General features: G+C 62.1%; 17 protein-coding genes. 9 read left to right on the top strand and 8 right to left on the bottom strand.

Annotated elements, in window-relative coordinates:
- Positions 1 to 48: 48 nt before the first annotated feature.
- The 4 genes from C2H86_RS24225 to wecB are packed head-to-tail and all read right to left on the bottom strand — an operon-like array spanning position 49 to position 7,212.
- A complete protein-coding gene (locus tag C2H86_RS24225; protein WP_159410194.1) occupies positions 49 to 888 on the bottom strand; it encodes a DUF4434 family protein in 840 nt (279 codons plus the stop codon).
- Positions 888 to 3,890 carry a phage receptor gene (locus C2H86_RS24230; RefSeq protein ID WP_159410195.1) on the bottom strand — a complete coding sequence of 1,001 codons (3,003 nt, stop codon included), beginning with the start codon at positions 3,888 to 3,890 and terminating at the stop codon, positions 888 to 890. Before C2H86_RS24230 ends, C2H86_RS24225 begins: the two co-directional genes overlap by 1 nt.
- Positions 3,887 to 6,061 carry a cyclic di-3',5'-guanylate-activated glycosyltransferase NrfB gene (gene nrfB, locus C2H86_RS24235; RefSeq protein WP_159410196.1) on the bottom strand — a complete coding sequence of 725 codons (2,175 nt, stop codon included), beginning with the start codon at positions 6,059 to 6,061 and terminating at the stop codon, positions 3,887 to 3,889. Before nrfB ends, C2H86_RS24230 begins: the two co-directional genes overlap by 4 nt.
- Positions 6,058 to 7,212: a non-hydrolyzing UDP-N-acetylglucosamine 2-epimerase gene (gene wecB / locus C2H86_RS24240; RefSeq protein WP_159410197.1), complete on the bottom strand. Its 1,155-nt coding sequence runs from the start codon at positions 7,210 to 7,212 to the stop codon at positions 6,058 to 6,060. The genes nrfB and wecB overlap by 4 nt, the downstream gene beginning before the upstream one ends.
- A 274-nt stretch (positions 7,213 to 7,486) precedes the next feature.
- On the opposite strand from wecB, the gene C2H86_RS24245 reads away from it, so the two are divergent.
- From C2H86_RS24245 to yiaY, 3 genes are all read left to right on the top strand, one after another.
- Entirely contained in the window at positions 7,487 to 7,918 is a 432-nt protein-coding gene (locus C2H86_RS24245; protein ID WP_159410198.1) for a PACE efflux transporter, read from the top strand.
- Positions 7,919 to 8,101: 183 nt separating this feature from the next.
- Entirely contained in the window at positions 8,102 to 9,664 is a 1,563-nt protein-coding gene (gene ilvA / locus C2H86_RS24250) for a threonine ammonia-lyase, biosynthetic (RefSeq protein ID WP_159410199.1), read from the top strand.
- Positions 9,665 to 9,742: 78 nt separating this feature from the next.
- On the top strand, positions 9,743 to 10,891 hold the full coding sequence (gene yiaY, locus C2H86_RS24255; RefSeq protein ID WP_159410200.1) for an L-threonine dehydrogenase: 1,149 nt from the start codon (positions 9,743 to 9,745) through the stop codon (positions 10,889 to 10,891).
- A gap of 130 nt (positions 10,892 to 11,021) precedes the next feature.
- Here the strand turns inward: yiaY and C2H86_RS24260 are convergent, their stop codons facing one another.
- The 3 genes from C2H86_RS24260 to C2H86_RS24270 form a co-directional block, all read right to left on the bottom strand.
- Positions 11,022 to 12,209 (bottom strand): hypothetical protein, encoded by a 1,188-nt coding sequence (locus C2H86_RS24260; protein ID WP_159410201.1) that lies wholly within the window; start codon positions 12,207 to 12,209, stop codon positions 11,022 to 11,024.
- 63 nt (positions 12,210 to 12,272) lie between these two features.
- Complete coding sequence (locus C2H86_RS24265; protein ID WP_159410202.1) at positions 12,273 to 12,740, bottom strand: VOC family protein; 468 nt, start codon at positions 12,738 to 12,740, stop codon at positions 12,273 to 12,275.
- A gap of 110 nt (positions 12,741 to 12,850) precedes the next feature.
- Positions 12,851 to 14,470 (bottom strand): NADP-dependent glyceraldehyde-3-phosphate dehydrogenase, encoded by a 1,620-nt coding sequence (locus C2H86_RS24270; protein WP_159410203.1) that lies wholly within the window; start codon positions 14,468 to 14,470, stop codon positions 12,851 to 12,853.
- Positions 14,471 to 14,608: 138 nt separating this feature from the next.
- Between C2H86_RS24270 and C2H86_RS24275 the strand changes: the two genes are divergently transcribed.
- Entirely contained in the window at positions 14,609 to 16,210 is a 1,602-nt protein-coding gene (locus tag C2H86_RS24275; RefSeq protein WP_159410204.1) for a putative bifunctional diguanylate cyclase/phosphodiesterase, read from the top strand.
- 48 nt (positions 16,211 to 16,258) lie between these two features.
- Here C2H86_RS24275 and C2H86_RS24280 read toward each other — a convergent pair whose 3' ends face one another.
- The gene (locus tag C2H86_RS24280; RefSeq protein WP_159410205.1) at positions 16,259 to 18,523 is read right to left on the bottom strand and encodes a M60 family metallopeptidase; all 2,265 of its coding nucleotides are present in this window, start codon (positions 18,521 to 18,523) and stop codon (positions 16,259 to 16,261) included.
- Positions 18,524 to 19,430: 907 nt separating this feature from the next.
- On the opposite strand from C2H86_RS24280, the gene C2H86_RS24285 reads away from it, so the two are divergent.
- The 5 genes from C2H86_RS24285 (at position 19,431) to C2H86_RS24300 (ending at position 24,168) form a co-directional block, all read left to right on the top strand.
- Entirely contained in the window at positions 19,431 to 20,588 is a 1,158-nt protein-coding gene (locus C2H86_RS24285) for a hypothetical protein (RefSeq protein ID WP_159410206.1), read from the top strand.
- Positions 20,589 to 20,662: 74 nt separating this feature from the next.
- Positions 20,663 to 21,781 carry a glycosyltransferase family 61 protein gene (locus C2H86_RS24290; protein ID WP_159410207.1) on the top strand — a complete coding sequence of 373 codons (1,119 nt, stop codon included), beginning with the start codon at positions 20,663 to 20,665 and terminating at the stop codon, positions 21,779 to 21,781.
- Positions 21,782 to 22,015: 234 nt separating this feature from the next.
- Complete coding sequence (gene eppA, locus C2H86_RS28245; RefSeq protein ID WP_181004478.1) at positions 22,016 to 22,192, top strand: EPS-associated small membrane protein EppA; 177 nt, start codon at positions 22,016 to 22,018, stop codon at positions 22,190 to 22,192.
- Between the two features lie 286 nt (positions 22,193 to 22,478).
- Positions 22,479 to 23,024 (top strand): polysaccharide biosynthesis/export family protein, encoded by a 546-nt coding sequence (locus tag C2H86_RS24295; protein ID WP_159410208.1) that lies wholly within the window; start codon positions 22,479 to 22,481, stop codon positions 23,022 to 23,024.
- 25 nt (positions 23,025 to 23,049) lie between these two features.
- On the top strand, positions 23,050 to 24,168 hold the full coding sequence (locus tag C2H86_RS24300) for a hypothetical protein (protein ID WP_205524566.1): 1,119 nt from the start codon (positions 23,050 to 23,052) through the stop codon (positions 24,166 to 24,168).
- Positions 24,169 to 24,185: the final 17 nt, after the last annotated feature.

Below are 24,185 nucleotides of genomic sequence, written 5' to 3' on the forward strand. Positions count from 1 at the left end.
TTCCTGCAGGAGCGGGCTTGCCCCGCGAAGAGGCCGGTACAGGTTGACTCAATTCTGTGGCAGAACACCCTTGGCCCAAGGCCGGTAGCGCAGGGCAAACACCGCTTCGGCATGGCACCCCGCACCCAGCTTCGGCTCCGCAGCCTCGGCGCGAAACGCCTGCCCCGGCGCACTCACCTGGCGAAACGCTTCGCGCACCACCCCCACCCGGCACGGCAGCGCCTGTTCGTAGCTCTGGCGCACCAGTGGCGGCAAGCGCCCAGTCCCGGCACCGTCCTGCCACCACACAGTCAAGCCCAACCCGGCCAGTTGATCCAGCCAGGCGCCATTGACCCGCGGTGCCAGTTTGCCTGCGCTGAACGCACTGATGTGCAGCGGCTTGTCCAGCCGCCGGTTGAAGGCCTGCAACTGGCTGTACAACGCCTCGCGGCGACCAGTATCGCGAAAATGCAGGTCGTCCAGTTCCATGGGCAGGTACCAGCCGGCGACGGGCAGCTGCCAGTCCTTGCGCACCTGCTGGTACTGGCCCAGCGAACGGCCCAGTTGCGATTGCCAGTAATTGTTCAGGCCGTCACCGTCGAGTTCCTCGATGCGCTGGTAATAGGCCGGGTCCAGGTACAGCCCGAGCACCAGCTCCAGGCCTTGGGCGTTGGCCTCGCGCAGGCTGTTGGCCAGCCAGCCCTGGGCGCCGCCGAAATCACTGTCGCCGTAGGCACTCCACTGCACGATCAGGGTCTTGCCGCCTTGCGCCTTGGTGGCGCGCCACAATTGCTGCCACTGCGCCGGGGTCACGGCGGCATCGCGGTTGAGCGGCTGGTAGAACAGGTGCTGGTCGGCCAGGGCCGGCAGGCACAGGGCAAGCACGCAGATTGCCAGGAGCGTACGCATCAGAAGGTCATCTCCGCGCCAACCAGCACGCCATTGGCGCTCTTGTAGAGGTTGCCACCCAGCGACTGCTGGTACTCGGCACGCACTTTCAGCGAGCCGCGGTAGGCGTTGTAGCGGTCGTCGTCGAACCACCACTGCCAGCGCACACCAGCCCCGGCGCGGGCATCCTGGCGCCAGTCGTTGCTCGGGTCCTGGCTGGAGAACTCGAAGAAGCCATAAGGCATGAGCGTTTGTGGCGAGTTGCCGGGCAGCTTCCAGGCATGGCCCTGCTGGTAGCGTGACAGCCAGGCGTGGTCGCCGGCGCGGGTCCACCAGGCGGCATCGAGGTAGAGGAAGCGCTCGTTCCAGTCGTCTTCGTCGACCCGCCAGTCGTTGCGCCAGTCGCCCTGGTCGAGGAACGAAGCGGTGGCGCGCAGCAGCAGGTCGTTGCTCGATTCGGCATGGTGGCGCAAGTCACCCCAGTTGCCGCCGACCTTGGCCGGGCTCAGCAGTTCGCCAAGGCTCAGGCCGCTGTAGTGGTCGTCGTCGATCTGCCGCTGGTGGTACAGCTCGGCATACAGGTTGAGGTTGGCCTGGCCCAGTGGCTTGTATAGCAGGCCGACGCCGGTGCCCATGCTTTGCGCATAATCGGTGCGGCTCTGCCCACCGAACAGCACACGGCCGTAGACCGACAGGGTGCTGCCATTGCGGCTGGGTTCTTCGCCCAGGGCGTGGTCCCACATGGCCAGCTGCACGTTCTGCGATTGCGCACGGCGCGATGTGCCGCTGCGCTCGCCGTTGTCGAGGAACTTGTCGTTGGTAGAGGTGCCAGCGGGCGACCAGGTGCTGGCCAGGGTAATGGTGTCGCGCCGAGACAGGGTTTCGTGGGCGCGGCGCTGGCGGTACTTGCGGGCCTCGAGGCTGCCGTATTCGTCGTCGCCATCGACCAGGTTCTCTTCCACGTCGATCACCCGGCGCAGCTCGCGGCGCGCGGCGGCGCTGTTCTCGGCTTCGTCGTAGCGCAGGGCGAGGGTCTCGCCCAGGCGATAGTCCTCGGGGAAGTCGTGGGTGGCGCGTTCCAGATAAGGGATCGACTGCTGGCGCTGGGCCTTGTCCGGCGAGCCGGCCAGGCGCATGCCGTAGTCGGCACGATAGCGTGGCTGGCTGGGCTCAAGGCGCACGGCTTCGGCCAGCCAGGCAGTGCTCTGCGCACTGTCGCCGGCCAGTTGCGCCGTGCTGGCGGCGGCGTAGTAGTGGTCGGCACGCGGGTTGTGCGCCAAGGCCTGGCGCTGGAAGCCCAGCGCCGCGTGCAGGTCGCCCTGACGTTGCGCGATGGCGGCACCCAGTGCCCAGTCATCGGCGCTGTTGTGCGCGGCGGCGTCCCAGTAGCGGCGGGCGGCGTCGGCATCGCAGGCATTCAAGGCGCCACGGGCGGCGGTCAGGCGGGCGTTGTCGTTCCAGGCGCTGGCCGGCAGGTTGCGCCAGATCGGCATGGCCGCTTCGGAATCACCCGCAGCTTCCAGCGCATAGGCCAGGGGTAGGCGGTTGCCACTGTCACCCAGGCGTTCGGCGGCCTGGTAATAGACCACTGCTTCACCGGGTTGATCGGGCATGGCGCAGCGGCCCAGGGCGCGGAACTGGCCGGCTTCGGTCGGGTTTGCCGGGATGGACCGGCGCACGGCGTCGCACTGGCCGTTTTCAGCCAGGCGGCCGAGCAACTGGGCGCGGGTATTGGGGTCGACCCGGGGGATCAGCCCAAGCATGCGCTGGCTGTTGAGCGGGCCATCGTTGCGCGCATAGATGTTACCCAGGCGCTGCAGCAGGGAAGGTGTCAGTCGCCCTTGGCGACGGTCATAGGCCTGCTCCAGCAGGGTGCGGGCGCGCTCGCTCTGGCCTTGTTGCAGCAGCAGATAGGTTGCTTGCTCAAGTGCAGCCAGGTCACCGTTCTGACGGTAGCGTTTTTCCCATTCGGCGGCCGTGCGGGGTTGTGGCGGCTGCACCGGGTCGCCATACAGGCGCTGCTTGAGCACCGCATAAGCACGCGGGTCTGCGCTGGCTGGGCAGTCCTTGAACTGTTCGCGGGCAAGGTCGGGGTCACGGCGTGACAACCAGTCGACGGTCTCCAGGCAAGGCCGCTGCAGCTCGTTGCTCAGCTGCCGTACCAGCGGCGCGTCATCCCCTTCACGGGCCAGCTCCCACAGCTGCTGGCGTTGCTCAGGTTGCTGCAACTGCTGGGTGGGCAATTTTTCCAACCAGCGCTGCGCCAGTTGGTTGTGGCCGACGGCGATGGCCCGATTGGCCATGGCCAGGCGCGTCTGGTTGGCGACTTCGGGGGAGGGGGCGCTTTGCAGCAGCTTTTCCAGGCCCTTTTCATCGACCTGCTGGACATAGGCGTTGGCCAGGCGTTGCCAGTCCTCTGGCGGCAATTGGCCCTTGTCGGCCAGAGGCTGCAGTTGCTCGATGGTTTCCTTCCAGTTACGCAGCTGTTCGGCGAAGTTGGCCCGGGCCAGGCGCAGCACCTGGCCATCGTCGCGTGGCGGCAGCTGGTTGAGCCACTCCAGGGCTTTGCCAGCACCGCCGAACTTGGCCAGGCTCAGGCTGTAGGCCTGCCACAGGCGCACCCGCTGGGTGCCATCGGCGTTGGCCAGCCAGCCTTCCACCTGGCTGGCCGCAGGCGGGTCCTGCTCGATCCAGGTCAGGCGCAGCTCCAGCAGGGCGTTGGCGTATTCGTGGCCATCGCCGAACTGCTCGGCCATGGCTTCGGCTTCCTTGTAGCGGCGCTGGTGGGCCAGGGCATCGACCAGCAGCGTACGGGCTTCGTCGTTGTTCGGCACGCGGTTGAGCACATGGCGAGTCAGGCGTTCGACTTCGGCCCAGTTGTCCTTCTTCGCTTCGCGGTAACTACGTTCCATGAACGGATAACTGGTGAAACGCTGGAATTCGGTCATCGGTGCTGCCTGGGTCGCCAGCGCAGTGGAGCAAAGCAGCAAGCCGGAAAGGGTGAGGGACAGACGCGGCTTCATGCCACCTCCCGGGTCAGATCAAAGGCAGCCTGCTGTTCGCTGGCCTGCTCGGCGAGGGCCTGTTGCAGCACCTCTTCGGTGATGATGCCGCGGGCGATCAGGTGCTCGCCGAGGCTCTGCTGTTCGGAGTCGAAATCGATCAGTGCCTGGTTGAACAGGGTGACCGGGACCATGCCGCGTACCTGCAGCAGGGCGCCAAGCATTACCTGGTGGTGGCTGACCCGTTCGATCAGATCGGCATCATCCTGGTGCCGCTCCAGCACGCTGAGCATGGCGTGGGTTTCGGGCTTCTGCCAGGGGCTCGGGTAGTGATAGCGCAGGCCCAGGGTGACCCGGCCCTGGGGCGCCAGGCGGCAGCTGACCGGACGTTTCAGCTGGCGGCTGATCACCCCCAGCGACACCTGGCTGACCGGGCTTTCGCTGGCCAGTACCAGGGTGTTGCCGTCTTCGGCGACCGGCAGTACGCCATAGTGCGTGGCCAGCCGGCGTGGCAACTGGGCAATCAGCTGCGGGTCGAGCTTGAACGGGTTGAGCGGTGCCCAGGGCAGGTCGAGTTGTTCGGCCAACGTTTGCACCAGCTGCTCGCTGGTCAGCCAGCCCCGCAGCAGCAGTTCGCGGCCCAGGCGCCGGCGCACCGGGCTGGTGATCGCCTGCTGCAGCTGTTCCTCGGTGATGTAGCCTTTTTCCACCAGGCGATGGCCCAGCGGTGTGCGTGCCGGCGAGGCGAGGGCGGGGAATTCGTGGGTGGTCTTGTCCCACGCCACCCGCCGCGAATCGCCCATCTCCATGACTTGGCGCAGGGCGCGCAGGTTGGCGAAGAAGTTGACGAAGTTGCTCCACATCATCCGTGGCGCCGACAGCAGGCCTTCGAAGATGCCGTAGTAGCGGGTGACGAACCATCCGCGCTGGAACAGGCGGTTGACCAGCATCAAGCCGTTGAGCCAGAGCAGGGTGGTGAGCAGCCGGCTATCGCTGAGGATCGACATGAAGCGCCAGGAATCCGGGGCGATGACAGTCACCAGCCACATGGCCAGCAGCACCAGCAGCAACAGGTTGACCAGGAAGCTCAGCAGGTAGGCAAACAGACCCCGGCGGTCGCGCCAGAGGAAGTAGTTGAGCGCGCCGGTACGGCTCCAGCCGAGGTTGCTGGTGCCCTGGAAGACGATGCCGACGATCCACCGCGACTTCTGCCGGATGGCGTGCTGCCAGTCACGCGGGAAGTGCTCGCGCACGCAGATCACCTGGGAAAACTCGCGGCTCATGCCCGGCCGCCATTCGTGCTTGAGGGCCAGCGCCGGGTCGGTGATGGAGTAGCGGGCGAAGATGCACTTCATGCCTTTCTGCTTCAGGCGAAAGCCGATGTCGTAGTCTTCGGTCAGGCTCTGCACGTCGAAGGCGATGCCATCGCCGTCCTCGAGCAGGGCGCTGATGGCGCGGCGGCTGAAGCAGGTACCGACGCCGGCGCTGGGTACCTGGCCGGTCAGCGCTTCGCGCACGATCACGTCCTTGCCATGGTTCTCGGCGAACTCGTCGACGTAGTGCCCGGCGGTGAAACCCTTCCATTCCGGCGCGTAGGGGTACACCGGGATCTGGATCATGTCCTTGTTCGGCAACAGGTAGTTGAACAGGCGCAGTTCCATGGGCGAGATCACGTCTTCGGCGTCATGCAGGATGAAACCGGCGAACTCGATGCGGGCATCGTCCTGGAAGCGCAGGATGGCGTCGATGATGTTGTTCAGGCAGTCGGCCTTGCTGGTGGGGCCGGGGCGCGCGCAGACCACCTTGTGCACGTTCGGGTAGTGCAGGCACACGGCGTCGACGTCGGCCTGGGTCTGCGGGTCGTTGGGGTAGGTGCCGACGAAGATCTGGTAGTTCTCGTAGTCGATGGTCGAGGCCGCCAGGCGTGCCATCTCGCCGACCACACCTACCTCGTTCCAGGCCGGGACCATGATCGCCAGGGGCTTTTCCGCTACTTCGAACAGGCGTTTCTCGTCGGCCTTTTCGTACTTGTCGTAGATGCGGAAACGGCGGATCAGCTTGCGGCCCCAGTAGCAGAGGTCGATGAACAGGTCATCGAGGCCGAGCAGGAACATCAGCGAGGCGAGGATGATCGCCAGGATCTTGAGACCGAACAGCACATAGGTGAGGAAGTCGATGAAGGCCAGGCTCATGCGTCATCTCGCGGGTTGGCCGTTTCTGCAAACCAGCGCGTCAGGCGCTCGGCGATGCGCTCGCTGGCGTGGCCGTCACCAAACGGGGTATAGACCCGCGCCATGCGTGCGTAGGCCACCGGGTCGTCGAGCAGCTGGCGGGTTTCCTCGACGATGCGTTCGGTCAGGGTGCCGACCAGCTTGACCGTGCCGCCCTTGAGTACGGCGGGGCGCTCGGTGACCTTGCGCAGCACCAGCACTGGCTTGCCGAGTGCCGGGGCCTCTTCCTGAACGCCGCCGGAATCGGTGAGGATGATCTGGGCGCGGTTCATCAGCCAGACGAAGTGCGGGTAGTCCTGCGGGGCGATCAGGTGGATGTTGCTGCGGTTCGACAGCACGCCATACACGGCCTTCTGCACCTGCGGGTTGAGGTGCACGGGATAGACGAACTGCACGTCGGGGTAACGTTCGGCCAACTGTGCCAGGGCCAGGCAGATACGCTCGAAGCCGGGGCCGAAGTTCTCCCGGCGGTGGCCGGTGATCAGCACCATGCGCTGCTCGGGGCGCAGCACGCTCAGCGGCGAATCGGCGGCCGGCTGCCATTGCCGTTCGGCCAGGTGGTCGCGCATCCACAACAGCGCGTCGATGACGGTGTTGCCAGTGACTTCGATGTGCTCCGGCGGCACGCCTTCGCGGATCAGGTTGGCGTCCGAGTCGCGGGTCGGAGTGAAGTGCAGGTCGGCGAGCACCCCGGTCAGGCGCCGGTTGGCTTCTTCGGGCCAGGGCTGCTGCAGGTTGCCGGTGCGCAGGCCGGCTTCGACATGGCCGATGGGGATGTGCCGGTGGAAGGCCGCGAGGCTGGCGATGAAGCTGGTGGTGGTGTCGCCGTGGACCAGCACGATGTCGGGCTTGACCTGCTCGTAGGCCTGGTCGAGTTTGTCCAGCAGGTCGCGAGCCAGGCCGTTCAGGGTCTGGTTCTGGGTCATCACCTTGAGGTCCTGATCGACGCTCAGGCCAAAGGCGGTCAGCACCTGCTCGAGCATCTCGCGGTGCTGGCCGGTGGAGCAGATATGCAGGTCGACCTCGGGCCAGCTGCGCAGCACGCGGGCCAGCGGGGCCATCTTGATCGCTTCGGGTCGGGTGCCGAACACCATCATGACGCTATACGCCATCGTCTTGTTCCTCGTTCATTTCCCTGGACGAAGGGGTAGGACATGTCGCCGCTTGCAAGTGATAGATACAAGCAGTCGCATGCAGGGTTGTCCAATGCGTGATCGGGGGAAGCCGTGTCGTGCAAGGAGGGGCCGGACGCCAGGGGAAGGGGCTTGCGGAAACGATAAAGCTTAATAATTCTTGACTGAACGGTCAGTCAATAAAGTATTTCAGGCTTTTTCTTGCTGGCTTGATCTTGTAATTTTGTAGGTCGTTTCTTTCAGGGAGCTGAACATGCAAGGCAAGGCACGCAAGATCGTCCAGGCCATTCTCTACGAAGCCATCGCCGTGGCTTGCGTAGCACCGGCGCTGGAACTGGCGTTCGGCGCCGGCATGGCGGAATCGACGGTGCTGTCGGTGCTGATGTCGGGCATCGCCATGAGCTGGAACATGGCCTACAACTGGGCCTTCGAGCGCTGGGAGGCACGCCAGCGCAAGCGCGAGCGCACGGTGCTGCGCCGGGGCCTGCACGCGCTGGGCTTCGAGGGTGGGCTGGTGCTGATCCTGCTGCCGCTGGTGGCGTACTGGCTGGATGTCAGCCTGTGGGCGGCGTTGCTCACCAACCTGGCTCTGTTCGTGTTCTTCTTCGTCTATGCCTTCGTGTTCCAGTGGGGCTTCGACAAGGTATTCGACGTGCCGCTGTCGGCGCAGCAAGCAAAGTGTTGACTTGGCCAAGCCAGGCGGGATAACGTCCCACCCCATGAAAACTTTCCCGCACGTGAACGCCATTATTATTACCGCCATTATCAGCTTGGCGGGCTAGCGCGTACGTGCACCGAACCCGCCCTGGAGGCGGGTTTCTTCTCTCTGACTCCTGGGCAACGTGAAAAAGCCAAGGAGTTGCAATCGATGACCAGCCTCAACGTCAGCCCTCGTACCCCGTTTATTCCGCAGCAACTGCTGTCTGAACAGGTGCGCCGCATTCTGTCCGCGCCGGTGTACGACCTGGCCATCGAGACGCCCCTGCAAGCCGCTCCCGCGCTGTCTGCCAGCCTCGGCAACCAGGTGTTGCTCAAGCGCGAAGACCTGCAACCGACCTTCTCGTTCAAGGTCCGCGGGGCCTATACCCGGCTGTCGCGCCTGACCACGGCCCAGCGCGAACGTGGCGTGATCACCGCCTCGGCAGGCAACCATGCCCAGGGCGTGGCCCTGGCGGCGGCGCACCTGGGCATGAAAGCAACCATCGTCATGCCCACCACCACGCCATCGCTCAAGGTCGAAGGCGTGCGTTCGCGGGGTGGCCATGTGGTGCTGCACGGCGAGAGCTTCCCCCATGCCCTGGCCCACGCACTGCAATTGGCCGACAGCGACGGGGCGACCTTTGTGCCGCCGTTCGACGACCCGGATGTGATCGCCGGCCAGGGCACCGTGGGCATGGAGATCCTGCGCCAACAGCCGGGTGCGCTGGACGCGATCTTCGTGCCGGTCGGCGGTGGCGGGCTGGTCGCGGGCATTGCTGCCTACGTGAAGTACCTGCGCCCCGAGGTCAAGGTGATCGGTGTCGAGCCCGAAGACTCCAACTGCCTGCAGGCTGCCATGGCTGCTGGCGAGCGGGTGATCCTGCCGCAGGTCGGTACCTTCGCCGATGGTGTGGCGGTGGCGCAGATCGGCGCCCATTGCTTCGAGCTGTGTCGGCATTTTGTCGATGAAGTGGTGACCGTCAGCAGCGATGAGCTGTGCGCGGCGATCAAGGACATCTACGACGATACCCGCTCGATCACCGAACCCTCGGGTGCCCTGGCGGTGGCCGGGATCAAGAAGTACGTGGCCCGCGGGGGCGTCAAGGGGCAGACCCTGGTGGCCATCGACTCTGGCGCCAACGTCAACTTCGACCGCCTGCGCCATGTGGCCGAGCGTGCCGAACTGGGCGAGCAGCGCGAGGCGATCATCGCCGTGACCATCCCCGAACAGCCCGGCAGCTTCCGGGCCTTCTGCCAGGCGCTGGGCAAGCGGCAGATCACCGAGTTCAACTACCGCTACTACCCGGGCAAGGAAGCGCGCCTGTTCGTTGGCGTGCAGACCCACCCGCTGCACGACCCGCGCGAGCAGCTGCTGGCCAGCCTGCGAGGGCAAGGCTACAGCGTGCTCGACCTGACCGACAACGAACTGGCCAAGCTGCATGTGCGCCACACCGTGGGCGGGCATGCCGCGCCGGGGGCCGATGAGCGGGTGCTACGCTTCGAATTCCCCGAGCGGCCAGGGGCGCTGCTAGGCTTCCTGGAGCGGCTGGGCAAGCGCTGGAACATCAGCCTGTTCCATTACCGTAACCATGGCGCGGCTGAAGCGCGGGTATTCGCGGCGCTGGAAGTGCCCGCCGACGAGCAGGCCAGCCTGCCCCAGGCGCTGGACGAGATGGGCTACCGCTACTGGGACGAGACCGATAATCCGGCTTACCGGCTGTTCCTTGGCTAACGTTGCTCTGGATCAACATTCGCTGCATTGAACGGGCGGATCCTCGTTGGTAGACAGACCCACCAGGAGGATCCGGTCATGAGCAGCACCTTTTTCATCCCGCCCGTCAACATCATGGGCATCGACTGCCTCGACGAGGCCATGGCCGCGATTGCCGGTTATGGCTTGCGCAAGGCGCTGATCGTGACCGACCAGGGCCTGGCCAAGGCCGGGGTCGCCGCGCGTATCGGGCGCATGCTGGCCTTGCAGGATATCGACTCGGTGGTGTTCGACGGCGCCAAGCCCAACCCCAGCATCGCCAACGTCGAGGCAGGCCTTGCCGTGTTGCTGCGTGAGCGCTGCGACTGCGTGGTGTCGCTGGGCGGCGGCTCGCCCCATGACTGCGCCAAGGGTATTGCCCTGTGCGCCACCAACGGTGGGCATATCAGTGACTACGAGGGCGTCGACCGCTCGCGCAAGCCGCAGCTGCCACTGATCGCCATCAACACCACGGCGGGCACGGCCAGTGAAATGACCCGTTTCTGCATCATCACCGACGAGCGCCGCCATGTGAAAATGGCCATCGTCGACCGTAACGTCACGCCGATCCTTTCGGTCAATGACCCGGCGCTGATGGTTGCCATGCCCAAGGGGCTGACGGCGGCCACTGGCATGGATGCATTGACCCACGCCATCGAGGCCTATGTGTCGACGGCGGCCACGCCGATTACCGATGCCTGCGCACTCAAGGCCATCAGCCTGATCAGTGAAAACCTGCGCCAGGCGGTGAACGATGGCAACGACCTGCAGGCGCGGGAGAACATGGCCTACGCGCAGTTCCTGGCAGGCATGGCGTTCAACAATGCCTCGCTCGGTTACGTGCATGCCATGGCGCACCAGCTGGGCGGTTACTACGACTTGCCCCATGGAGTGTGCAATGCGGTGCTGTTGCCGCATGTGCAGCGTTTCAATGCCAAGGTCAGCGCCGCGCGCTTGCGCGATGTGGCCAAGGCCATGGGCATCAAGGTCTGCGGGCTGGATGCCGAGCAGGGCGCGGGGGCGGCGATTTCGGCCATCGAGCACCTGGCGGTGGCGGTGGGTATTCCGGCGGGGTTGGCGGAGCTGGGGGCCAAGCTTGAGGATGTCGGCATCCTGGCGGCCAATGCCCTGAAGGATGCCTGTGGGTTGACCAACCCGCGGCCGGCCAGTCAGGGCGAGATCGAGGGGATTTTCCGGGCGGCATTCTGATCGCCAAGGATGTGTGGCTGCACCGGCCTCTTCGCGGGGCAAGCCCGCTCCCACAGGTACTCCGCATGATTCAAAATCTGTGAGGTCTCTGTGGGAGCGGGCTTGTCCCGCGAAGAAGGCGACTTGGTCTTCAGCGCTCACGCATGAAGAACCCGGCCACATATTTGCGGAAGGTCTCCAGGCTCTTGAAGTCCGCATAGCGCTTGAAGTTCTCGGCATCGGGCTCCGGCCCGATCGGCTTCTCCAGCAACGACACCGACAACACCCGGTCCAGATCCGAGGTCAGTACCAGCTCATCCATCACCTGCCCACCGATCACCGGCCGGCGCATCTGCACCTTCACCCCTTTGCTGGCCATCCAGTCGATCAGCGACACCAGCGCCTTGAGGGGCTCGCGCTCTTCGTCGCGGTACACCGGGAACAGGTGCGCGCGCGACAGCACCGGCACGCTGGCCACGTGGATCAGTTCATAGAAGTGGCTGCCCGCCGTGGTCGGTGAGTACAGGGCCAGCGCCAACAGCGGCCCCGACGCCCGGCTGCCACCCCAGTACAGGTGGTGCCCCTGGAAATCGAAACCGTCTTCGCTGCGGTTGTTGAACAGCTTGCGCCCCTTGATCTGGTCGACGCAGTCCAGCAGCAGGCCATGGCGGCGATGGTTGCCGAACAACGTGGCTTCGCGCAAGCGGGACTTGAGCATCATCATGTGCTTCATGTCCAGGCGGGTTTCCAGGTAATTGCTGGCCGGCACCCGTTCGAGCAACGGGTAGCGGCTGGCGACACTGCGCAGCTCGGTGAACTGGCCGGTGAGGTCTTTTTTCAGGTGCGTGGCGTAAAGGTTAAGGCCGCTGGTCTCGATCCAGGTCAGCAGCAGCGACAGCAGACGCTGCTGTTCGCGGCGCTCATTGCCTTCGCCCGCCGTGCCATTGTCTTCACTGGCCTTGCGGTAATCACCGATCAAGCGCAACGGAGTGTCAGGTGCCAGCCAGGCGGCAGGCGCGACGGGTTCATCCTCGCGCTCGCTGGCTTCGCGTTCGTCCTTGGTGAACGGGCAGCCGGGTGAATGCTCGGCAGTGCCCGGGTTGTTCTTCAGGAACAGCGTGCCGGTGCTGCCATTGAGGGTGACATTGAGCACCGGCAAGGCATCCTTGCGGCAGTCGCAGGCCAGCCACTGGTTGGCGCTGCGCACCTTCATCAGCAGCTGGTTGGCCTGCAGCAGGCGTGGCCCGGCGAGGCTGCCGGTGGCGAAACCGACCAGCAGTTCCTCTTCGGCCGGGGTCAGGCTGCGCACCTGCGCCGCGGTTTTGTCGATGATTCGCATGAAGCAGCTCCAAGCTACGAGCCACAAGCTTCAAGCAAACGCGCTGCGCTTTCAACTCGTCGCTCAGCTACCGCTGAACATCTTGGCAGCGCGGGCGCGGATTTCGTCGGGGGTCAGGTCTTCCTTGTGGGTGGAGACGAACCAGATATTGCCGAACGGGTCTTTCAGCGTGCCGCTGCGGTCGCCGTAGAACTGATCTGTCAGCGGGTGCAGTTGAGTGCCGCCTGCGGCCAGGGCCTGGGCGTAGATTTTGTCGCAGTCCTCGACATATAGGTGAATACCTACGCCTGCGCCCGCCAGCTTCTGGCTGGCGGTGAGGCCGCCTTCCATGTCACAGGGATCACCGAGCATCAGCGACGAATCACCGATCTTCAGCTCGGCATGGCCGACACGGCCACCCGGGGCATCGAGGCGAAACATTTCTACTGCACCAAAGGCCTTCTTGTAGAACTCAATGGCCTTGGCGGCGTCGTTGATGGCCAGGTACGGGGTGATGCTGTGCTGGCCTTCCGGGATGGGTTTGACAGCCATGTTCGATTCTCCTTTGCAATGGGCGCCGAGGGGCGCCCTGATGCTTAGAGTCGTCTGCGCAGATGGAAAATCGACAATGATGCTAGATCGATTCTCTATAAGCGCGGCAGTCAGAAGATGTAGTCGGTGGTCAGGAAGCTCGATTGGCGGTTGCGGATGATTTCGCTGATCAGTTCCTTGTTGGCTTCCTGGAAGCGCGTGGCGACCAGGGTGCGGATGGAGAACACGCGCAAGGCATCGTGCACCGACAGGGTGCCTTCGGCGCTGTTCTTGCGGCCGTTGAACGGATAGGTGTCGGGGCCGCGCTGGCACTGGGCGTTGAGGTTGATGCGGCCGACCTGGTTGGCAAAGATGTCGACCAGGCTGCCGATAGTCGCCGGGTCATTGCCGAACAGGCTCAGCTGCTGGCCGTAGTCGGAGTCGAGCACGTAGTCGATCACGGTCTGCAGGTCGCGGTAAGGCACCACCGGCACCACCGGGCCGAACTGCTCCTCGTGGTACACGCGCATGTCGCGAGACACCGGATAGAGCAGGGCGGGGTAGAAGAACGAGCCGCGGCTCTGCCCGCCACCCTCGTTGAGCACCTGTGCGCCTTTGGCCGTGGCATCGGCCACCAGTTGGTCGAGGTAATCGACCTTGCCCTGTTCCGGCAGCGGCGTCAGCGCAACGCCTGGTTCCCAGGGCATGCCTGGCTTGAGTGCGGCCAGTTTGCGCTGGAACTTGTCGAGGAAGGGTTCGACCACATCTTCGTGGACGAACAGGATCTTCAGCGCCGTGCAGCGTTGGCCATTGAACGACAGCGCGCCGGTAATGGCTTCTTCCACGGCATTGTCCAGGTCTACCTGGGGCAGGACGATGCCGGGGTTTTTCGCGTCCAGGCCCAGGGCCGCACGCAGCCGGTGCGGCCGCGGGTGAAGCTTCTTGAGGTCGCTTGCCGCCTTGTGGGTGCCGATGAAGGCGAACACATCGACCTTACCGCTGGCCATCAGCGCGCTGACCGTCTCGCGGCCGCGGCCGTAGATGACGTTGATCACCCCTGGCGGAAAGCTGTCGCGGAACGCTTCGAGCAGCGGGCGAATCAGCAGCACGCCGAACTTGGCTGGCTTGAACACCACGGTGTTGCCCATGATCAGGGCCGGGATCAGCGTGGTGAAGGTTTCGTTGAGCGGGTAGTTGTAAGGGCCCATGCACAGCGCCACGCCCAGCGGCGCACGGCGGATCTGGCCGAGGGTGCCTTGTTCGAGCTCGAAGCGGCTGGAGCGGCGGTCGAGGTCCTTGAGGGCGTTGATGGTGTCGACGATGTAGTCGCAGGTGCGGTCGAATTCCTTTTCCGAATCCTTCAGGTTCTTGCCGATTTCCCACATCAGCAGCTTGACCACGGCGGTGCGCTGTTCGCGCATGCGTGCGAGGAAGGTTTCCACATGCTGTATACGCTCGGCCACGCGCATGTTCGGCCAGGCGCCACGGCCCTTGTCGTAGGCGTTTACCGCCGCGTCCAGGGCGGTGAGGGCGGTGTCGGCATCGAGCAAGGGCGCGCTGCCGAGCACCACCTGGCGCTCGCCATCCGCTTCCTTCAGCCAGACCGGGCTGCGCACCGTGGCCAGTGGCCCGTCCCAGCGCCTGAGTTCACCGTTCACCAGGTAGTCGCGTTGTTCCAGCGGTGCGCCCAGGTGCCAGTTTTCGGGAATGTCGCCGGCGGCGGGAAACAGCGAGTCGAGCAGATGTTCCATGGGTACTGCACCTCATGTGACTTGGCGGGTGAAACGCTTCAGCTCCGAGCATGCACCCTGGGCAAGAAAAACACCAGTCTGGCTCAATTTTGCGCGCACCGCGCCGATACAGGGGCAATCGCCCACATCTGCAGGCTTATGACCCCGTCCAATTCCCCGATGACCCACGAACCGATACCGACTGTCGGCGCGCTGCGTCGCGCCCTTCGCCGCTTGTTGCCGGTCGGCGTTTCCCTGGCCGGTATCGGCGTGTCCATGGCGCTTGGCCATGTGGACATCCAGCGCCAGCACAGCCAGCAGGACGCGAGCCTGTTCCACTCGCCGCTGTTCTGGTTCGCCCTGACCTGCAGTGGCCTGCTCAGCCTGTTCATCGCTCAGATCAACCGCAAACAGCGCCAGCTGCAACAGCGTAACCGTGAACTGCAGCGCTCGCAGGCACAGCTGGAACGCCTGGCGCATTACGACACCATCACTGGTTTGCCTAACCGGGTGCTGTTTCAGCAGCAGTTGGCTGAGGCCACTGCCGAAGGCCATGGCCTGGCCGTGCTGCTACTGGATATCGACGGTTTCAAACAGGTCAACGACAGCCTGGGTCACGCCATGGGCGATTTGCTGCTGCAGCAGGCGACTGCGCGCTTTCTTCAGGAACTCGACACCGGCGACCGGGTATGCCGGCTGGGCGGCGATGAATTCGTGTTCATGCTCCAGGGCACCCAGGGCCAGGTCAGTCACCAGCTGCGGCAACTGCTGCGCTGCCTGCAACGGCCGTTCGACCTCAATGGCAATGCCGCGCTGGTAACGGGCAGCATCGGCCTGGCCTGGTGCCCGCAACATGGCGAAGACGTTGGCAGCCTGCTGCGCCATGCCGACACGGCCATGTACGCGGCCAAGGAGGGGGGGCGCAACGCATGGCGCCCCTATCACCCGGACATGACGGCACGCCTGCACCAGCGCCTGGAGCTGGAGCGCAACTTGCGCCGGGCGCTGCAGGATAACGAGTTCGAATTGTGGTATCAGCCGAAGGTCGACCTGTTCAGCGGCCAGCTGGAAGGGGTCGAGGCCTTGTTGCGCTGGCGTGATCCAGAGCATGGGCTGATACCGCCTGGCGAGTTCATCCCGCTGGCCGAGCGCACTGGCCTGATCATCCCCTTGGGTGAGCGCGTGCTCGACCTGGCCTGTGCGCAACTGGCCGCATGGCGCGCCGCCGATTGCCTGCCGGGGCCCCTGGCGGTCAACGTGGCGGCGTTGCAGATCGAGCGCAGCGACTATGTCTCGAGCCTGGCCATTGCCCTGGAACGCCATGGCCTGGCCCCCAACCTGCTGGAAGTGGAGATCACCGAGAGCCTGCTGATGGAAAGCCAGCAACAGGCGTGCGCGGCCCTGGCCCAGCTGCAAGCCATGGGCGTGGCCACGGCCGTGGACGACTTCGGCACCGGTTATTCGTCGCTGGCCTACCTGCGTGCCTTGCCCATCGACCACCTGAAGATCGACCGGGCGTTCATCAAGGACCTGCCCGATGACGATGATGCGGTGGCCATCGCCCGGGCGATCATCGACCTCGGGCATGCCCTGGGCTATCGCATCACGGCGGAGGGGATCGAGACCCAGCAGCAATATGACTTCCTGCGCAATGCCGGGTGTGACCAGGGCCAGGGTTACCTGCTGGGGCGGCCGATGCCGGCCGCCGAATTGCAGAAGTGGGTGGCGCGCAACCCGCTCAGGGCGCGGATGCCGCGTTAGTGGTCGGTCGCATCAGGCAAGGCCAGAATTGCACCTTCGACAGCCAACTCAGGTTTCGTCAAACACCATGTCGAAGTCCTCGGGAGGGCGATCCACGATAAGGTCGGAGGGTAGTTTTTCGAAATCGCTGATGGGTGAGAACCCATATCCTTTGATGGTGCTCAGGGTCTGCTCAGTCAGGGGATATTTCCAGAAGAGATAAAAGGGTGTCAGGTCTGACTGAGTGTGTTTCGAGGAGATCATCGCCATGACATTCATGGATTCATCATCTGTCGCACCAATGCGGAACTCGGGGTCGTTGATCTCGCCTGCCAGATTGGCGCGGTAGCGCTGATGTAGCGCATACATGTTTTTCTCGCCGTGTATGAAGAACAGGTGGTGAAACATCAGTTCGCGACTGAGCGAGGACAATTGCGAGTAGTTGTCGACGCTGTTCAACTCTGCATAGGCTTTTACAAAATTGGGGTCGTATTGACTTGCCAATTTAGATATCGGCCCCGACCAGGCGCGTTGCGCGAACGGATAGATATTGACGCTGACTTCGCTTTGCCCAGCCCAGTAGAGTGCAGTCGTTTGCAGGGTGTGGCCGATTTCATGCCAAATGCCCCAGAAGGTGCCCGCTTCATTGAGCATTCTTGGCGTGAGGCTGTAGTGGTATTTGAGCCTGTTTTTTGTGGCGCTCATGTAACCACCTTCACTGGGTACGAAATGATAGGGGTTGACGTCAGGATGATGCAGTGCATTTGAGTGGGTTGCCAGGACACCTGCACTTAACTCTGTCGGCGCGATGCCGTTGTCGTAAGTGTCTGCCAACGCTTGCATGTCAATCTGCTTGGCCAGTGGCAGAAAATCTTTCGCTCGAACAGTGAGGATGACTCTGCGCGTAAACATTTCTACCACGTTCGTGGTGTCGTAGGTTTCCAGCATCTTGAGCCAGGCAGATTGTGAGGTTACATTGGACTCAAAAACAGGGTGGAAGTCCACGTGTTCTGCCATGACTCTGATGGTGGCACTTCGTTTATTGTCAGTGCTGTCATTGCTGGCAAGTTGGAAATACAACTGGCCACCGGCAGATGAGAAATAGAAAGCGTTCAACCCGTAATGCAGTCGATGCTTGAGTGAGCCGTCCCAGTGCCCCTCGCGTGCCTCAAGGTAGTCACTACTCTTGGGGTCGGTAGATTCGATCCAGATGCACACGATGCCGGGCTCATTGAAATGCAGGCCAGTGACATTCAACGGGCTGCGCGCTATCCGGTGTTTCAACCTGGCCTGCTCGATGCCGACAGAGGTCTTGATTGGAAGCGAATAGGACCTCTCCGTTTGCGAAGCCAGTGCCGACGCCCAGGTAAAAATGACATGGGGCGCATTTCCGTTGCCGTGCGGGACGGCCCGTGAGCCGATCAGGGCCCAGTCAGCGGGTTGCTCTGGCTTGCCGTAAATGAGTACGTCGGCGGGGCGGCCCTCGAACCCGGCAAGTTGCGGTGAAAATACCAATGCCGCGATCGATACCTCCTTTTTCAGGTCGATGGTCAAATAAACGGGAGTGGCTTGATTTACCTTGTATTGTGTTTGCCTGTCGTTGTCGAAGAGTGTCTGCCAGCCATCGAGGCTTGTGCCATCTACCACCTCCCACGCTTGTTTGTCGAGGCGAGTGCCGGTGTCGTCGATGATATCGATCTCGCTCAGTCTTACTACTGAAAAACCGTTTTCTTCCCTCGTGCAAATGAAATTCAGATAGCGGATATTTTTCGAGGCTGAAATGGGAGGGTGGCGCGTAACCGCGGTCAGGCTAGGCGCATAAGCACTCCGTTTCGATGAAGAAAAGCGGTGGTATTTACGGTAGTCTAGACCCTGCAGCATCAATGACATCTTGCCGTTACCCAAAAGTTTCTGAATCATCGTTTCATCTTTGATGCTGACCGTGATCCAGCCGTCCGGGTCTTGCTCTTTCATGGTAAATGACGCGACCCGTTCACCGCGTGGGGGGCGATGGGCATAATCGAAGGACCTTCCCCAGAATGAATGATCTTCGACGATATGAATCTCGATGGTTCCATCGTCGGCTCGATTGTCGGTGTGAAGCATTAACTGCAACTCGCCAATGATTGACAGAGGGGCGAGTTTTGAAGTGTCGAAAGATAAATATGCCTCGCGGTGTCCAGGATCATAATCATCAAGCTTCACCACAAGAAATTCGTCGTTGTCATATGATGGTTGGCCATTTTTTGAAACGTAAGTGTCATAGGCCACGCTTTGCGAGTAGCGCATTGTTCTGGCTGCAGGCAGCGGAGAAGGTTTTGCAATGGTTGACATGAATGTGTACGCCTCCATGGGTAGCCACCCCGCTGGTGTTGGATACTGACTGGCCGAACGGGAATATTCGAATTACGACGATAGCAAGGTGCGGAACGATGCAATACTGTCACTATTAACAGTTGACAGTTGGGCAGTGGCCGCGAGTGTGTTTCTTCCCGCGTCCCGCTTGATTTTCGAATTTCATATTGAACACTTCGCAAATGTCGGAGGCTTGGGGCTTGAGTTCGATGTCGAGTAAGTGGTGAGCAGGCCGCTCGAGTACCTGCTGGTGTAAAGGCAGGGTATGGTCGATCGTCGCCAGGCGCCGTCAGAGCTCTGCGTGGGCGCGCCTTGGATGCGATGTGAAAGGTTCAAGGTCGCGTCGGTACCGCAGCTGCGGACGGCGCCACAGCGCCGCTGTCGTCCACCAGCAGACCCACCTGTTGCGCTTCATTGTAAGCTTCTACTTCATCCAGAATGCGCGGGCCTTGGCAGTGCTGGGGTTTGGTGTGGCGGGTCCAGGTGGGTAGTTGTGTTGTGGTGAGTTCCTCGTGGGGCATAGCGGAAGCAAGGTGGCGCATATCGACGCAGCTTTGTCAAAAGGGGCAATCAAGCAGCATGTGCGATCGCTCACGGCGGTAGTGGAGTAATACCAGTTTCAGCGTATTGAAATAGGGTGGATTTATAGCAAAAGCAACCCGTGAGCCTTGCCCGTGCCAATAAATTTGACGCCATTAATAAAGCTGCGATGCTGTCAAAATGCCGCTTGCCAAGCAGCGCACCTGCATCTTAAATTGTTACTGAATGTGAAGGCGGCTTCCGAAGTTGATTGTCTATAAATCAACACGTTATGCAGGCTTTGAAGCTCCGTTCTATTGTTTTCCGATCAGCCTCGTTGACAACATCAAAGGACGTCGAAGAAGACATGAAAGAGAACTTGGCGGCTGTGGCGCGAAAAGTGATCTCGCCTTCCATGCGTTACGAGATCCGGACTGTTTCAAGCAAGTTACGCGAGCTGCTGGCCCGTACCTGCTTCTGGCGCTGGGAAATTTCGCGTTTCCGGCTGCAGCAGGCCAGCCCGTACGAAATCCTCTACATCGGCAGGAAGCAGCAGCGCGAAATGGCCAAGCTGCTGATTGGCGGCAAGGGCCAGCAGCAACCGGCCGAAGCGGCCGATGAGGCTGCTCCCACTGAGCCCCGGCATGTGGTGGTGGTGAGCGAGATGCCGACTTCCGGCGCGTTGACGGTGCCCCACTACCTGAGCGCCGTGGTGCCCTTGGGCCGTTCGCTCGATGACATCACCGCCCGCTACGACAGTGAACTGCGCCGCAGCATTCGCAAGAACCGCCCGCTCTACCAGATGCGCCAGACGCTCGACGATGACGAGATCGCCATGGCCGATCAACAGCTGTTGCGGCCCTATGCCAGTGCCCGGCAGGGTATTCATGCGGCGCAGTTTCCAACCGACGAAGTGTTTCGTCTGGCAAAAGGGGTAGGGCGCCTGGATCTGATCACCTGCGGCGATGAGGTCATCGGCTGCCACCTGGGCTGCGAGATCACGCGGGACGGCAAACGCTATTGGAGCACCTTGCGTTTCGGCTATTGCGAAGCGGTGTTCTCAGATCCGAAAAAGTTGCGCGAGGTCAATTCGATCACCACCTTCATGGCCCTCGAGTGGGCGTTGGCCAACGGTTACGACTACTACGATATCGGCATGTGCCTGGCGCGGCCGGACGACGGCCTGTTGAAGTGGAAGCGCCGGCGTGGCGGTGATATCGACGAGTTGGGCAACCATGCCTACCTGTTCGTCCGCTTGCCCCGCACGGGGACCGCGCAATTCCTTTGGGACACCCCATTGTTCGCCGTCGAGGGCAACAAATTGACGCTTCACCTGGGCCTGCCGGAAGGGCCGAGTGATGATGAGGTCGCCAGCCGTTATCACGAGATGGTGTTTGGTGGCCTGCACAAGATCTACCTCTATGGCGCCGGGAGCAGTGGCGAGTCTTTCCTGCAAACCCTGCGCAGCCGTTACGCCACGCTACAGTCCCCGCCCATGATGGAGAGGGTCGTCGTTTCCAGCTGAACCGACTTCAAGGCATGCCGGGAGTGCGTGCCTTGCCTCGGACCAGACACCTGTCACATCGGGAGGGGCGTTTCATGGGCAGCGGTATTTCGAACTTCAGTGGCTCTTCGGTTGCCAGCCAGAACACCTGGACCCTGGCGGCCTACCAGCACATCGTGCGCAAGCGCCTGGCACGCAAGGCTGATATCGATATCAAGCGTGTCGCCGAGAAGGTCTGGGATATCGCACCCGGTGAAACAACGGTATCGCCACCGGCATTCTACTTGCCCAACCAGTTGGAGCGGGTAACGGGCTGGGAAGCCAAGCGCTTCTATCCGTATGTGCATCCTGCGCGGACCATGGAAGGCGGGATCACTATCGAGCAGGGACCGACACGCGGCTACCTGCTGAAGGATGTCTGGCTGATCGACGGTGCGTTGTACAAGGATAATGCCAGCCACTGGTTGTCGTTGAAGCCGAGCCGGTTCCCTGGCGTCACGGTGGATCACGAAATCGACCGCGGGGCCATCTACTGCACCCAGAATGGCAATACCTGGTTCGGTACCTGGTTGATGGAAGACTGCCCGACCTACGCCCTGGCCTGTGAAGAAGGCGTGCCGGTGACCACCGCGCCCTCGGCTCGCTACCCGCTATTCAGCCAAGCGCCGGCATATGAACGCTGGCTGAGCATGCAGCCACTGCGCACGCGTGGCGCGTTCTTCCATGAGCTCGTGCTGTTCGACGACCTCAGCAACAACCGCAGCCGGTATTCGCGCTACCGCGCCATGGGTGACAAGTTGTTGTCGCATGTCGACCCGTCGCCGCACCCGGGAGTGTTCATACTGCGTGGCAGCGATGGCGACCTGCGCCTGATGCGCAATGAGCTTGAAGTCGCCTCGCACCTGCAGAAGCACCGCGGTTTTCGCGTCATCGACCCGATGAAGACCGATGTGCCAGGAATCGTCGCCGCCTGTGCGGGGGCGCGAACGGTGATTGGCGTTGAAGGAAGCCAGCTGGTGCATGGCGTCAATGTCTTGCAGCCCGGTGGTTCGATACTGGCGCTACAGCCGCCGAACCGCTTCGTGAGCTACTACAAATACCTGACGGATCGTGACCATCAGCACTTCGGTTTCGTGGTCGGGATGCCGCAAGGAGATGGCTTCACCATCGACATCGATGAAGTGGAGCGAACCCTGGATCTGTTCCCTTGTTGATCCTTGATTGGTCGGCAATCGACTGCCAGGCTGCGGGTAGAAACGCAGCCCTGGCAGGGTGAAAATCCCAGCAGAATCATGCTGACGGCATTTTGACGAGCCCAGGCATGTCCCATTGAGATTTATTATGGTGTCGGATCATTGACGTAATGTCATTGTGCCCATAAGCTCAAATCAACAGCGATCCACTCTTCCGCCAAACCAATAACAACTTACCTCTTGCAGGGGGCGAACATGCGCTCGACTCTGTTCATCAAGTCTTTCTTCCTGTTGGTATTATTGACTGGTGCAGCGCGAGCGGCCGACTCTTACTTGACCGAAAATACCATTGTTCCGCTGTCTTCGGCGGGATGGTTGTTTGCTTCCGCAGTGATCGGTTTCATCGCGGTCGCCAATAGAAAGAAGATCTAACTTTTCTCATTTTTATCACGATGCCAATGCGTTGACGCTAAAACGTGGGTCTTTACGTTTTTTCGGGGGCGCCAATGCTTGTCAATTTTACAGCTGTTGCTATATTCCAGTAGCCAGCGCCCTCGGCGCGAACAGCAGTAAGCGGCAGGCAGGGCGGCATCGCGGTAAAGGGCCTCCAGGATGGGTGAGGCCGTCGCAGCAGACACGCTGCGAAGCGGAGCGAGAGGTTCGTCGTTGTACTCATTCAGTGCTCTTAACCTGGGCCGACTGGCCGGAGGGATCCCTCATGGTACGTTTGCTGATGTCCGTTCTGTGCGCCCTGGTGGTCTGGTCCGGCACTGTTGCCGCCGACACGTCCTCTTCTGCCTACCTGTTAAGCCCCGGCGACAAAGTCATGATCTCGGTCTGGCAGGAAGACACCCTGCGTCAGGAAACCGTTGTCCTTCCCGATGGCAGTATCACCTTCCCGCTGGCGGGGCGCGTGGATGTCGCCGGCCTTGAAGCCACCGCCGTGGCGAGAAAGATCGAGACCGCACTGAAACCTTACCTGGCCCAGCCGAATGTCAGCGTGGTCGTCACCAGTACCGCTGGCAATCTGGTGTATGTTCAAGGCAAAGTGATCAAGCCCGGCCCGGTGCCGATGGCAGGCCCTACGGCGGTGCTTCAGGCCCTGAGCATGTCGGGTGGAATGGACAAATTCGCCGACGAAAGTGCCATCAAGGTCATTCGCGGCCAAAAGGTCATGCCGGTGCGTTACAAGGATCTGGTTTCTGGGCGTGACATGTCCACCAACTTCCAACTTCAGGCTGGCGATACGCTGGTCGTACCCTGACTCTCCTAATAATTAAGAACGACTTGTGCCTATCAATAAAACGACGAGTGTTGTAACGGCAATCATGATGATGCCGTTCTCCGGGGTGGTTGATGCCGCCAACTGGCAGTCTTCAGTCGAGGTTCCCACGACTGTCGAGTACGACAGCAACCCATTGCTCCTGACGTCCAAGGAGAAAGGTGTGACGCGTACGATCATTGCGCCTGATTACACCCTGGTAGGTCAGTTCGATCGTGATCAGTTGCGCATGGGCGTGGGCATGCATGTGCTGCGTTCATCGGACCGCTCGGTGATGGATGACCGTGAAGACCCGAACCTGCGGCTGGGCTGGCAGCGTGAAACCGAAAGCGGCGGCTTTGGCCTGCTGGCGCAATACGATGAAAGCTCGACGCTGTCCGGTGCGGTACAGGACACCGGTGTGGTGACCACCACCGACGGCACCCAGAAGATGTCCAGGCTCACGGGCAACTGGAGCAGCGCGGTGACCGAGCGCAGCACCCTGTCCAACGAACTTCGCTACTCCCATGCCACTTACGACGTCAGTACGTTGACCGGTTACGACGAGTACGCCAACGACTTCAACTGGACTTATGCCTGGAGCGAACGTACCGACATCATTACCGGTTTCGAGGCGCGGCGTTACGAGCCGGATGACAGCACCGCAGCAGTCGCCACCAATAGTTATGTCCCCAGCATTGGCATCAAGTATCAGTTTTCCGACAGCCTGATGGGTGCCGCGCATGTCGGCGTCAACCAGACCAACGGAAACGGTACCCAGCGCCGCGGCGAAGGGGGCGCTTCCTTGACCTATCGCGGCGCACGAACCGAAGCCGTCTTCAGCGCCGATCGCACCACCATGTCCAACGCCGAAGGGGGTGCCGCCGAGGTGGATATGGTGCGTGGCAGTTGGAGTTACCTGCTCACGGAAACCACCCGGGTTGGCGCAGACGCTTGGTGGCAGGACAGCAAAGGGCAGAACCCCAACACCCTGCAGACCTACAGCGTCTGGGCCAGCCGGGCGTTCTCGCCGGCCTGGGACCTGCGTTTCTCATTGATGTACAAGCAGCGCCAGCAGGATGACTTGCCCGATGCCGACGCTACCATCGCTGGTTTGACGCTGACGTATAGATACCCCGACATCTGAATTTCGGATTGGTGGCC

Source organism: Pseudomonas putida (assembly GCF_009883635.2).
GTDB classification, from domain to species: Bacteria; Pseudomonadota; Gammaproteobacteria; order Pseudomonadales; family Pseudomonadaceae; genus Aquipseudomonas; species Aquipseudomonas putida_W.

Excerpts from the sequence above, each read along its gene's own strand:
- C2H86_RS24225 (WP_159410194.1), bottom strand. The coding sequence starts at position 888 with ATGCGTACGCTCCTGGCAATCTGCGTGCTTGCCCTGTGCCTGCCGGCC.
- C2H86_RS24230 (WP_159410195.1), bottom strand. The coding sequence starts at position 3,890 with ATGAAGCCGCGTCTGTCCCTCACCCTTTCCGGCTTGCTGCTTTGCTCC.
- nrfB (WP_159410196.1), bottom strand. The coding sequence starts at position 6,061 with ATGAGCCTGGCCTTCATCGACTTCCTCACCTATGTGCTGTTCGGTCTC.
- wecB (WP_159410197.1), bottom strand. The coding sequence starts at position 7,212 with ATGGCGTATAGCGTCATGATGGTGTTCGGCACCCGACCCGAAGCGATC.
- C2H86_RS24245 (WP_159410198.1), top strand. The coding sequence starts at position 7,487 with ATGCAAGGCAAGGCACGCAAGATCGTCCAGGCCATTCTCTACGAAGCC.
- ilvA (WP_159410199.1), top strand. The coding sequence starts at position 8,102 with ATGACCAGCCTCAACGTCAGCCCTCGTACCCCGTTTATTCCGCAGCAA.
- yiaY (WP_159410200.1), top strand. The coding sequence starts at position 9,743 with ATGAGCAGCACCTTTTTCATCCCGCCCGTCAACATCATGGGCATCGAC.
- C2H86_RS24260 (WP_159410201.1), bottom strand. The coding sequence starts at position 12,209 with ATGCGAATCATCGACAAAACCGCGGCGCAGGTGCGCAGCCTGACCCCG.
- C2H86_RS24265 (WP_159410202.1), bottom strand. The coding sequence starts at position 12,740 with ATGGCTGTCAAACCCATCCCGGAAGGCCAGCACAGCATCACCCCGTAC.
- C2H86_RS24270 (WP_159410203.1), bottom strand. The coding sequence starts at position 14,470 with ATGGAACATCTGCTCGACTCGCTGTTTCCCGCCGCCGGCGACATTCCC.
- C2H86_RS24275 (WP_159410204.1), top strand. The coding sequence starts at position 14,609 with ATGACCCCGTCCAATTCCCCGATGACCCACGAACCGATACCGACTGTC.
- C2H86_RS24280 (WP_159410205.1), bottom strand. The coding sequence starts at position 18,523 with ATGTCAACCATTGCAAAACCTTCTCCGCTGCCTGCAGCCAGAACAATG.
- C2H86_RS24285 (WP_159410206.1), top strand. The coding sequence starts at position 19,431 with ATGAAAGAGAACTTGGCGGCTGTGGCGCGAAAAGTGATCTCGCCTTCC.
- C2H86_RS24290 (WP_159410207.1), top strand. The coding sequence starts at position 20,663 with ATGGGCAGCGGTATTTCGAACTTCAGTGGCTCTTCGGTTGCCAGCCAG.
- eppA (WP_181004478.1), top strand. The coding sequence starts at position 22,016 with ATGCGCTCGACTCTGTTCATCAAGTCTTTCTTCCTGTTGGTATTATTG.
- C2H86_RS24295 (WP_159410208.1), top strand. The coding sequence starts at position 22,479 with ATGGTACGTTTGCTGATGTCCGTTCTGTGCGCCCTGGTGGTCTGGTCC.